The following is an 11,345-nucleotide window of genomic DNA, read 5'->3' as shown; positions in this document are numbered from 1 at the left end:
CAGGGATTCTAACGAGGCAGGGAGGATGCGACCTCCCGCACGTTTGAGCAGTGAGGACTCGACATGACAGACGTTCTGCAGACATCGGTGCACGATGCCACTCGGACCCATCGGCTGGACCGTCAGCATGTGTTCCACTCGTGGTCGGCGCAGGCTCAGCTCGATCCGATGGTGATCACCCGTGCGAGCGGCTCGTACGTATGGGACGGTGACGAAAACAGGTACCTGGATCTCGGTAGCCAGCTGGTCAACATGAACATCGGCCACCAGCATCCCAGGGTGGTGGCGGCGATCCAGGAACAGGCCGGCCGGATGTGCATGATCGCACCCCAACACGCCAACGATATGCGCAGCGAGGCAGCCCGGCTTATCGCCGAACGCACCCCCGGTGACCTCAACCGGATCTTCTTCACGAACGGCGGCGCCGATGCCAACGAACACGCAGTTCGGATGGCACGTCTGGTTACGGGGCGGTACAAAGTCATGTCGACATACCGTTCGTATCACGGTGGCACCACCACCGCGGTGAACCTCACCGGGGACCCGCGCCGGTGGCCCAACGACCAGACAAGTGCCGGGGCCCTACATTTCTGGGGGCCGTTCCTGTACCGATCAGCATTCCACGCTCAGACGGCGCAAGAGGAGTGCATCCGCGCCCTCGAGCACCTCGAGCGGACAATCACGTTCGAGGGCCCCGACACCATCGCCGCCATCATCCTGGAATCCATCCCCGGCACCGCGGGTGTTATGGTCCCACCCCCAGGATATCTGCATGGCGTGCGCGAACTGTGTGATCGGTTCGGTATCAAACTCATTGCCGACGAGGTGATGTGCGGCTTCGGGCGTACGGGGTCGTGGTTCGCCGTCGGCGCCATGGGGGTCGTTCCTGATCTGCTGACCTTTGCCAAGGGCGTGAATTCCGGGTACGTCCCCCTCGGCGGAGTCGCGATCAGCGACGAGATCGCCGACTTCTTCGCCACCCGCGCCTATCCGGGTGGGCTCACCTACTCCGGGCACCCACTCGCGAGTGCCGCTGCGGTGGCGGCGATCACCGTGATGGAAGACGAAGGCATGATCGACAATGCAGGGCGTCTGGGGCGCGACGTGATCGAGCCTGGTCTGCGGGCGATGCAGGAACGCCATCCCAGTGTCGGTGAGATCCGTGGGACCGGGTGTATGTGGGCACTAGAACTGGTCGCCAACCCGGCGACACGCGAGCCACTGGCTCCCTACGGCGGCACCAGCCCCGCCATGGTCGATATGGTGGCGTTCTTGAAGGCGAACGGCGTGCTGCCCTTCACCAACTTCAATCGGATCCACATCAAGCCGCCGCTCAACATCGCTGACGCGGATCTCGTTGACGGGCTGGCTATCACGGATGCCGCACTCGAAATTGCCGACGCCCATGTGGCGAGCTAGCCAACCACTGACTGCGAGGAAGTTCATGACCACTTTGGCTCAGCCCGGGGCTGCCCTGCATCCGCAGCCTCTCGCCGACGCGCAGGCGCAACTGACGCAAGCGGTGCAGATCCTCGGTTATGACGATGGGCTGGCGCGACTGCTGGCGCAGCCCCGTCGGGAAGTAACGGTGAGCATTCCGCTGCACCGCGACGACGGCAAGGTCGAGATCCTCACCGGACACCGAGTGCAGCACAACCTGTCTCGGGGTCCTGCCAAAGGTGGCCTGCGATACAGCCCGGATGTCAACCTCGATGAGATACGCGCACTGGCGATGTGGATGACGTGGAAGTGCGCACTGCTGGATGTCCCCTACGGCGGGGCCAAGGGTGGAGTCCAGATCGACCCAAGCCAGTATTCGCGCGCGGAACTCGAACGGGTAACCCGGCGCTACACCATCGAAATCAGCCCCTTCATCGGCCCTGAACGCGATATCCCCGCCCCTGACGTCGGAACCGACGAACAGACCATGGCCTGGATCATGGACACGTTCTCAATGCAAGCCGGACACACCGTGCTTGGTGTAGCGACGGGCAAACCACTCGGGTTGGGGGGGTCCTTGGGACGCGCCACAGCGACCTCGCGGGGAGTGGTGCACGTGGCATTGGCGGCCTTGCGGGCCAACAAAATCGAGCCCGAAAACGCCACCGCGGCGGTCGAGGGTTTCGGCAAGGTGGGCCGGCACGCCGTCCGGTTTCTCGCCGACGCCGGTGTACGCATCCTGGGGGTCAGCGATGCGCACGGAGCGGTCGTGTCACGCACCGGACTCGACATCGAGTCGTTGGAGGCATATTTCGACTCTTGCGGGACGGTAGCAGGCTATCCCGGCGCGGAGGCCGCCGATCGCGATGCAGTTCTCGAACTCGACGTGGATCTCTTGGTGCCGGCAGCAGTCGAAGGAACAATAAACGCTCACAACGCCGATCGTATTCAGGCGTCGGTGATCGTAGAAGGGGCCAATGGTCCGACATCGGCGTCCGCCGATGACATCCTGCGCCGCCGCGGCATCATGGTGGTGCCCGATATCCTGGCCAATGCCGGCGGCGTCATCGTGTCCTACTTCGAATGGGTGCAAGCCAATCAAGCCTATTGGTGGAGCGCCCGCGACGTGGAAATCCGGCTCGAAGACCGCATGCTGCAGGCTTGGCGTGGGGTACGCGATCGCGCAGCCAAATACGGTGTGTCACTGCGTACAGCCGCGACAGTGACAGCGGTGGAGCGCGTCGCCGAAGCCCATCGCCTTCGCGGCCTCTATCCGTGACCCATCCGATCCGATCTGACTACGAGGAGAACTCTGTGACCACGACAACGAGCTCGCCGCAAATCCTGGGAATTCCGGACGCCAAGGACTACCCGATGTTCATCAACGGCCACTGGGTGCCGTCAGAGAGCGGAGGGTGGAGCGACGTCACCACCCCCGTCCTGCGCGGTCACGTCATTGGCCGGACGCCGGATGCCTCAGCAGTCGACATCGACAGGGCCGTACAAGCGGCGCGGCAGGCATTCCCGGCGTGGCGTGGCGCTCACTTCACGGACCGGCAACGAGCATTGGCCCGGATCGCGGATTCGCTACAGGCGCGTACAGAGGAGTTCGCGCGGCTGACCGCCCTGGACACTGGAAATGCTATCCGGACCCAAGCGCGTCCTGAAGTGACGGCGACCGTCAACCTCTTCCGCTATTTCGCCGGCGTCGCCGGTGAGGTGAAAGGCAGCGTACTGCCTGCCGGGAACAATCAACTCCAATACACCCGCCAGGAACCACTCGGTGTAGTGGGTTGCATCTTGCCGTGGAATTCGCCGTTGATGATCGCAGGCTTCAAATTTCCCGCAGCGCTGGCGGCCGGAAACACCCTCGTCGTCAAGGCTGCCGAGGCCGCACCGCTGAGCCTGCTCCTGCTCGCCGAGGTGTGTGCCGAGCACCTGCCCGCCGGAGTGTTCAACGTGGTCACCGGCCGCGGAGCCGTTGCTGGTGAAGCGCTGACCACCCACCCTCTAGTCGACAAGGTGTCCTTCACTGGCTCCACCGAGGTCGGCAAGCAGGTCGCACGAAAGGCCGGCGACAGGTTGGCCCACGTCTCACTGGAGCTCGGCGGGAAGAATCCATCCATCGTCTTTCCGGACGCCGCCGACGATGACGACCTGGTCGACAATCTGCTGATCTCGTCCAGAGTGCACCGCCAAGGGCAGAGTTGCACCGCCGGCTCGCGGCTGCTCATTCACACCTCGGTCTACGACAATGTGCTGTCCCGGCTGACCGACCTGCTGGCCCGACAGGTCATCGGAAATCCTCTCGACGAGGCCACCGATATCGGCGCGATCATCAACGAGACTCAGTTCGCCTCCGTGAGTGCATATGTCGACGAGGGCTTGGCTGCCCCTGGGGTTGAGGCTGTGCTCGACGGCAACGCCGCGGAGGTGAGTGCGGAGGGCTACTACCTGGCACCGACGGTGTTCTCCGGTGCCGACAATTCATGGCGCCTAGCCCGCGAAGAAATCTTCGGCCCCGTCCTCGTAGCACTGCCGTGGACGCAACGTGATGAGGTCATCAAGATGGCCAACGATTCACACTACGGGCTGGCAGCGTACATCTGGTCGCACAACCTCGACGACGCGTTGACAACAGCCCACGCGCTGGAAACCGGTTGGGTACAGGTCAATCAGGGCGGCGGGCAGGTGGTCGGACAGTCCTACGGCGGCTACAAACAGAGCGGACTCGGCCGCGAAGTATCCCTGGAAGGCATGATCGCCGGGTTCACCCAGACCAAACAGATCAACGTCCGGATCGCCCGATGACCGTCGGACCGCTCGACGGGACCGTGGTGCTCGACCTGTCCCGCGCGCTGCCGGCCCCATCGCGGCCATGATCATAGGGGACTTGGGTGCCCGGGTGATCAAAGTCGAGACACCGCGCGGTGGTGACGAGTCACGAAGCTGGGGGCCGCCCTTCGTAGGTTCCGACGATGACCCCCACGCCACCTACTTCATGTCCGCAAACCGCAACAAAAGTCGATCGTGCTGAATCTGAAGTCGGACTGCGGCCAGCAGACGCTCACCAACCTCATTCGCCGCGCTGACGTGTTGGTGGAGAACTTCCGGCCGGGCGGCTTCGCCCGACTCGGGTTCACCCCCGAGATCCTCGAACAGATCAACCCCCGACTGGTCACGCTGTCGATCACCGGGTTCGGCCACGACGGACCCGAGGGTGCTCGCGCTGGTTACGACCAGATCGCCCAGGGTGAAGCGGGGCTGATGTCGGTGACTGGATCCCCCGAGACCGGGCCGGTTCGGATCGGGGTACCCATTGCCGATGTGCTTGCAGGTCTACACGGTGCTATCGGAATTGCAGCATCGCTGATCGAACGGAACAAGACCGGCGACGGTGCCGTCGTACGTACCTCACTGCTAGCGGCCGCGATCAGCGCCCACGCCTTCCACGGCACAAAATGGACTGTGGGCAAGGAAGTCTCGAGCCTTACCGGAAACCATCATCCGCAAATAGCGCCCTACGGAAGCTTCCGCTGCCGCGACGGGTGGGTACAGCTAGCCGTCGGGACAGAGGCGCTTTGGCACCAGTTCGCACCGGCGATCGGCTTAGATCCCGACGATGTGTTGTTTAACGCGAACCATATCCGGATGGCCAACCATCAGAAGCTGGTGACCACGATTGAAGAGGCCCTGTCTCAAGTCGACCGTGACGAGCTGCTGAGCCGACTGAGCGAGGCAGGCGTACCTGCCGGCGCAATCCGCAACCTGGACGAGGTTTACGAATCAGAACAGACACGCAGTCAGGGCATCCTGATCAACGTCAAGCGCTCGGCGCTCGGCTCAATCGAGCTGCCCGGAACTGCAATTCGGATCGAAAGCTCGACGGGACTAAGTCTCCTTCGGCAGGAACACGACGCACCGCCCCTGCTTGGTGAAGACACCACCGAGACCTTGCGCTGGGCTGATGTAGCTATCGCGCCGCCCGGCGTGCGCTCATACTCGGCATCGACTGGCATCTTCTGCTAGTAGACAGCCCTACTCGGCGCCTCTTGTGCACTTGCTGTCTACTAGGAGCCCGTTGATGTTGAGATTCACCCGCTCCCAGAAACGCCTCGGAACTCCTTTGATCTGAACTTGTCCGGACTCCGCCTCCCCAGATAGGGATGGTGTGCGCACACGTCTTCGGGAAGCAGGCTCGGTCGCTCGGACGGTATCCTGAATGGCTCATTGGTCTCCAGAGCCACGGCCGCTGGCTATTGCGCGTCATAGTTGCAATCGAGGTCCGGCAGCGTGCGGTCAGCTACCAGGTGCCTTCTGTATCCACTCTTAACGACATAGAATCTGATGCAGCATTGCGGTCAACTGGGCCTGTCGGCCGATTTGTTGGTAGCAAGTGATGAGTACAACTGTGCGGCCGTCCAGATCTCGGCCTGACGGGGAAACACCCGCCGCAGCAGGAAGTCGTGCACCTCGGGGTCAGAGTCGGCTGTGCAGCCGGCAACCACGATGATCCGATAGTCGCGGTCGGCGGCTTCCCGGATGGTGGTGAGCACAGCACCGCTGGTGTGGCATCCGACGATGATCAGGGTTGTCACACCGTAGTTGGTCAGTTGTTCGTCGAGATCGCCCGTGGAGAAGACACCCAATCGGGTGGTGCGCAACTCGATATCCTCGGACCGCCGCGCCACCGCTGGGTGAAAATCGGCATCTGGAGTCCCGTTCTGCAGCCGATGTTCCTCCACCACGGTCGCGAACTCTTTGTTGGTCAACGGTGGGAACCGATAGTCCATTGGGTCGAAGGCTGTCCGGGCATGGACCGCGATGACGTCGTGGATGCGGGCGATATCCACGACCTTGTTGATCTTCGCGATGAGTTCGTCATGTTCTGGTACCGATGCGAGCATGCCCGGTTGGCACCCCAGGGCGAGTAGGGCGCATTCGCCGGGCGCGATTGGTCCGCCCGAGGATGGAGAGGTCGCCGACGGAGCGGACCGGGGCGCCGGGCGCGGAGCGCTGATGCTTATGCCTGCGGTGGGGGTGCGTGGGTGCGGGTTCACCCGGCCGGACCGGTTCACGGGCCAGCTGAGGGTGCGCCATACTGATTCGACAAGCACTGAAATATCCTCCAGTGAAGCAGTTTTGCTGCAGTGATCTTGTGATAGGGCTCTACGCGTGCGTGGAACGGGAGAACGACACCGGGACGGACACGGCACCCCACACCTGGCTCTGTACATACTTGACCTGTTCGCCGGGCGCGACGTGGAAGTCATCGAACGCCCGGAACACCTCCTCGATGGCCACCCGGAGCTCCAGTCGCGCCAGGTGCATGCCCAAGCACTTGTGAATACCGCTCCCGAAAGTCAAGTGGCGTACGTTGTTTCGGTCGAATTGGGGCTGATCGGGCTCGGAGAACTCGGCCGGGTCACGGTTAGCCGCGGGAAGCGCGAGCAGTACCCGCTCGCCGGCCTTTAGTGTCTGGCCAGCCACCGTGGTATCGGTCGCGACGGTACGTCCGGTCACCACTGGCGCGAACAGCCGCAACGCCTCCTCCACGACTTGTGCCGACGGAGACTTCCGCGCCTGCTCCTGCACCTCGGGATTCTCGGCGAAATAGGCCAGCGTCGTGGCCAGTGTCTTATAAGTGGTATCGAAGCCGGCACCGATGATGCTGAATCCGATTGCGGCGATTACGTCATCGGTCAGCTCCGCCACCTCGGGTTGCTTGGCAAGTAGGTGACTGAGCAGGTCGTCGCCGGGATTCTCGCGGAGCGGCGCGATGATGACGTCCTGGATAAACGCCATTGCCCCCTGCCATGCGTCGATCGCACCGCTGGTGTCCTGCCCGGCCTGGTCGACCATGTATCGGACTCCGTCGCGGATGACATCCATGTTCTGAGCCTGGACGCCGACGACCCGCAGAATCATCTCCATGGGGATCGGCAGAGCGAATTCGGTGGCCAGGTCGGCCGGCGAGGTCAGCGATGCCAGGACCTCGGCGGTCAGGTCCCGCAGAACCGGCTCGAAACCGGTGATACGCCGCGGTGTGAACCAGTCCCGCAACAGCGTCCGATAGAGACGGTGCTCGGGGTCCTCGAGCATCTGCGGTATTAGCGGATTGCCCGCGGTCATATCCGGAATGAGGGCTTCTCCGGAGGTGAATTCGTTGGGAGCCGAGGCGATCGCGTGAATCGATTCGTATTCTGTCGCGATCCAGAAACCGCCGTGACTGTCGGTCCACTGCATCGGATTCTCGCTGCGCAGGCCTCGGTACACATCGTGTATGCGGTGCGCGATACTCTGATCGTAGTGGTCGAAGTCAACGGTTGGACGCTGACCAGTGGCCGGTTGAACCATCATTTGTCACTCTTTCTGTCGCAAGCGCCCGACGTCGCGGGGCGGCCGGCAGTGCCTGATTCCAGCTTTGCTGACCGCAACTCCCTTGGGAAGAACCCTGCGTGGTGTTGGCACTACTCCGATGCACTCCGCGGCTCGGACGTGAATCGCCAACTTATGCGGGCATACTGGTGGCATCAGCGGGATGGGTTTCCGTAGACCGCGACGACCACGGTGCGATCCAAGGCGTTCTCCGACCAGACCCCGATATCGGTCTGCGCGCAATTGCTCATCACCGCGAAGTCCTCGGGATTCCAGTACCACATGTTGATGAGTTCCCTCGAACTGATCGCCAGCGCGGGGTTGATCGCCATCGTCTCCTGGGCGGACCCTGGGTATCCTGCGTCCGCCGCCCGCTGTTGAGCTGTGGAACCGTCGGATCCGATGTGGCCGAACAGTGACCGGTTGTCGCGGACGTCGAGCGCATGCCGTTGGGCAGCCTGCTGCAACCGGGCGTCGACTCGGAGCTTGGCACGACAGCCCGCCTTGTACTGCACGATGCTCACCATCTGCACCACCGACGAGTTGAGCCGGTTGTTGTCCGCGTGAGCGGCCGGATGAGCGGAGACGGCCACCGCCAGCGCGACGGCCGCCGCTGCAATTGCGGTCTTCATTTGGCCCCGTTTCTGTTTCAGATCGGCGTGAAGTCGGAGACCAGCCATCGTCCGTCGATCCGTTCAAGGGCGACCTTCACGCTGGATGCAGTATCGGTGGGAGGGTCATCGGCGATGACGGTGGTCTGATTGACGTAGACCAGCACCAGGGCATGCGTGCTGTCGGCCGACACCGAGGCTGCGGCGGGAACCGTTGCGGTGGAGAAGGTCTTCTTCTCTCGCGCACTGGGGATCACCACATCGTTGACCAGCGTGGTGAATGAGTCACGGAAATCGCCGGTGAGTTGGTCACGGACCGGCAGCAGATCCCCCTCGACGGTGTCAGAGGAGTAGCTCAGCATCGCGATGGTGGACTCGGTGGCGGCGCGGACCGCCTCCGGGCCTGCCATCAGTGCCTCACGCTGCTGGGCGTCGTGAAACTTGAGCCAACCCGCACCGCAGGTCAACATCAGTGCCGCGCACCCGACCGCCATCGCGGGCGCCGGGCGGCGGTCAGGGAACAAATTCCACATTGGACACCTTCGCCGTCGATCCGTCCTGTTGAACACCGATTCGCATGCGCCACTGGCGAGGCTGGGCCTCGGCGCCGTTGATCGAGGTCGTCACCGCCACCGTGACCAGGACATCGGCCTGATCGCCGCGGATCTGCTCAAGTCCCGCCTCCAAAACGGTGCCGCGAGTGCTGGACTGGGCCTTGGTCACCGCCTCGACGAAGGCCTCCGAACGCCGCTGGAAATCCTCAAGGAACGGCCCTGTCGAAGAAGCGGTGATGCGTGCCACGTCATCGTGCACGTGGGCTGCGTCGACGGTGGTCAGCATCTCCGAGCCCGCACGTGCGGCGGCCAGGAACGACTCCTGGCGGCGGAGCTCCTGTCCGCCTTCGTAGCCGCCGACAGCGAGGAATCCACACAGCGCCGCCAGTGCCAGGATGATCGCGGCGTACAGCAATCGGCTCGGCCGTGGCAGCCATCGGCGCGACCGCGGTGGTTCGTCATCGTCCTGGGTGGACGCCGTCTCCCGGCTATCGGGGGCAACCATCTGGCTCAACATGGCCCTGCACATCCGTCTCGTGGCTGAAAAATCGTATCGTCATTGTCGGCCGGGGTACCGTCTTGCGGTCAAGTCCGCCCACTTCAAATGGTGCGAGCACAGCGCGTGGACTCAATCGTGTTCTGCACCATATGAAATCGCCGCCGTTGCTGAGTTGCAGCGGCACCTGTTGCACTCAGGTGACAGCGGTGCCACCTCGCACCGCGATACCGAGAGCAGGTGCAGTGGTCAGCGTCGACTTGATCGCCAAACCCATGCGAGGTATCGGCGGTTTCATATCCATGGTGATCGACACCGCGATGCTGTTGCCACGTCCGCCGTTCGCGTGGCGCGAGTGCATCTTTCAGATGTGGTTCGTGGCGCGGGTGTCCATCGTGCCGACGGTGATGCTGTCCATCCCGTTTACCGTGCTGTCGGTCTTCATCTTCAACATCCTGCTCGTCGAATTCGGGGCCGCGGACTTCTCGGGTGCCACCGCGGCATTCGGGGCCGTGACCCAGATCGGGCCACTGGTAACAGTCCTCGTCGTCGCCGGTGCTGCCGCCACGGCGATGTGCGCCGATCTGGGCGCACGCACGATCCGCGACGAGCTCGACGCCATGCGAGTGATGGGCATCGATCCGCTCCAGGCGCTGGTGGTCCCCCGTGTGGTGGCCACCGTGATCGTCGCGTTGCTGCTGAACTCGGTCGTCTGCGTCGTGGGCGTCCTCGGTGGGTTCTTCTTCTCGGTGTTCGTCCAGCACGTGACACCCGGCGCGTTCGTTGCCGGGATGACGCTGTTCACCGGAGGCGCGGAGATCCTGATCTCATTGATCAAGGCGGCACTGTTCGGTCTGGTGGCAGCCCTGGTGGGTTGCTACAAGGGCATCTCGGTCGGGGGCGGCCCGGCCGGCGTCGGCAATGCCGTCAACGAAACGGTGGTGTTCTCCTTCATGGCGCTCTTCGTGATCAATGTGTTGGTCACGGCCGTCGGCGTGCAGGCGACGATGTGACCGGCAGCGCCCCGAGCACCCTGCGACCCCGGCTGCGACGCATGGCGCACACCATCGGTGACGGCTGGAACAAGTTGGGCCAACAGACCCAGTTCTACGGGCAGACCGTACGCTCTGTCGGCGACGCCGTGGTGCACTATCGCGCCGAGGTTGCCGTCCAAGTTGCCCAGATGAGCTTGGGTGCAGGAGCATTGGCGGTGGTGGGCGGGACGATCGTCATCGTCGCGTTCCTGACCATGTCGGCGGGTGCGCTGATCGCGGTGCAGGGCTACAACACGCTGGCCGGTGTCGGAGTGGAGGCCCTGACAGGCTTCACCTCGGCTTACCTCAACGTCCGGATCATCGGCCCGTTGACAACGGGTATCGGCCTGGCCGCCACCATCGGTGCCGGCGCGACCGCGCAACTGGGCGCCATGCGCATTTCCGAGGAGATCGATGCGCTCGAGGTCATGGGGGTGCGGTCGATCTCCTACCTTGCCTCGACCCGACTGCTGGCCGGTGCCATCGTCGTGGTCCCGCTGTACTGCGTGGCCGTGCTGATGTCGTTCGTATCGGCACGGGTGGGTACGACGGTCGTCTACGGGCAGTCCACGGGCGTCTACGACCACTACTTCAAGACCTTTCTCAACCCTGCGGATCTGGTGTGGTCCTTCGTGCAGGCGGTGGCAATGGCGTTGGCAGTCATGGTCATCCACACCTACTACGGGTACACCGCCAGCGGTGGTCCTGCGGGGGTCGGGGAGGCGGTCGGCCGCGCGGTCCGGACCTCGCTGATCGTCGTCGTCTTCGTCACCCTGGTGATCTCGCTGTCCGTATACGGCCGTTCCGGCAACTTCAACCTGTCTGGATGATC

At 63.4% G+C, this 11,345-nt stretch carries 10 protein-coding genes and 1 pseudogene; 6 read left to right on the top strand and 5 right to left on the bottom strand.

Going from position 1 to position 11,345, the window contains the following annotated elements; all coding sequences use genetic code 11:
• The first annotated feature begins 63 nt into the window (after window positions 1-63).
• The 4 genes and pseudogenes from ASE48_RS29160 to ASE48_RS29145 all read left to right on the top strand — a co-directional run bounded on the left by ASE48_RS29160 (window position 64) and on the right by ASE48_RS29145 (window position 5,469).
• Window positions 64-1,419 (top strand): aspartate aminotransferase family protein, encoded by a 1,356-nt coding sequence (locus ASE48_RS29160; RefSeq protein WP_057170619.1) that lies wholly within the window; start codon window positions 64-66, stop codon window positions 1,417-1,419.
• A gap of 25 nt (window positions 1,420-1,444) precedes the next feature.
• Window positions 1,445-2,719 carry a Glu/Leu/Phe/Val family dehydrogenase gene (locus tag ASE48_RS29155; RefSeq protein WP_057170618.1) on the top strand — a complete coding sequence of 425 codons (1,275 nt, stop codon included), beginning with the start codon at window positions 1,445-1,447 and terminating at the stop codon, window positions 2,717-2,719.
• Window positions 2,720-2,754: 35 nt separating this feature from the next.
• Entirely contained in the window at window positions 2,755-4,251 is a 1,497-nt protein-coding gene (locus ASE48_RS29150; RefSeq protein WP_057170746.1) for an aldehyde dehydrogenase family protein, read from the top strand.
• Window positions 4,248-5,469: pseudogene (locus ASE48_RS29145) on the top strand (CaiB/BaiF CoA transferase family protein). The gene ASE48_RS29150 and the pseudogene ASE48_RS29145 overlap by 4 nt, the downstream one beginning before the upstream one ends.
• A 332-nt stretch (window positions 5,470-5,801) precedes the next feature.
• Here the strand turns inward: ASE48_RS29145 and ASE48_RS33730 are convergent.
• The 5 genes from ASE48_RS33730 to ASE48_RS29120 form a co-directional block, all read right to left on the bottom strand.
• Window positions 5,802-6,677: a cysteine hydrolase family protein gene (locus ASE48_RS33730; RefSeq protein ID WP_268766337.1), complete on the bottom strand. Its 876-nt coding sequence runs from the start codon at window positions 6,675-6,677 to the stop codon at window positions 5,802-5,804.
• Window positions 6,610-7,686, bottom strand: a complete 1,077-nt coding sequence (locus ASE48_RS29135) for a cytochrome P450 (RefSeq protein WP_162264289.1) — start codon at window positions 7,684-7,686, stop codon at window positions 6,610-6,612. Before ASE48_RS29135 ends, ASE48_RS33730 begins: the two co-directional genes overlap by 68 nt.
• A gap of 287 nt (window positions 7,687-7,973) precedes the next feature.
• Window positions 7,974-8,450, bottom strand: coding sequence for a CAP domain-containing protein (locus tag ASE48_RS29130; RefSeq protein ID WP_057170615.1), 477 nt, complete (start codon window positions 8,448-8,450; stop codon window positions 7,974-7,976).
• A gap of 17 nt (window positions 8,451-8,467) precedes the next feature.
• A complete protein-coding gene (locus ASE48_RS29125; protein ID WP_156409413.1) occupies window positions 8,468-8,962 on the bottom strand; it encodes a hypothetical protein in 495 nt (164 codons plus the stop codon).
• On the bottom strand, window positions 8,943-9,488 hold the full coding sequence (locus tag ASE48_RS29120; protein WP_156409412.1) for a mammalian cell entry protein: 546 nt from the start codon (window positions 9,486-9,488) through the stop codon (window positions 8,943-8,945). The genes ASE48_RS29125 and ASE48_RS29120 overlap by 20 nt, the downstream gene beginning before the upstream one ends.
• Window positions 9,489-9,754: 266 nt before the next feature.
• Between ASE48_RS29120 and ASE48_RS29115 the strand changes: the two genes are divergently transcribed.
• Entirely contained in the window at window positions 9,755-10,492 is a 738-nt protein-coding gene (locus ASE48_RS29115) for an MlaE family ABC transporter permease (RefSeq protein WP_082614517.1), read from the top strand.
• 41 nt (window positions 10,493-10,533) lie between these two features.
• Window positions 10,534-11,343 carry an ABC transporter permease gene (locus tag ASE48_RS29110; RefSeq protein ID WP_057170745.1) on the top strand — a complete coding sequence of 270 codons (810 nt, stop codon included), beginning with the start codon at window positions 10,534-10,536 and terminating at the stop codon, window positions 11,341-11,343.
• Window positions 11,344-11,345 lie beyond the last annotated feature (2 nt).

It is taken from the genome of Mycobacterium sp. Root265 (assembly GCF_001428895.1).
Classification (GTDB): Bacteria; Actinomycetota; Actinomycetes; order Mycobacteriales; family Mycobacteriaceae; genus Mycobacterium.
The sequence above is the reverse complement of the archived record's forward strand: the minus strand, read 5'-3'. Positions and strand labels throughout refer to the sequence as shown.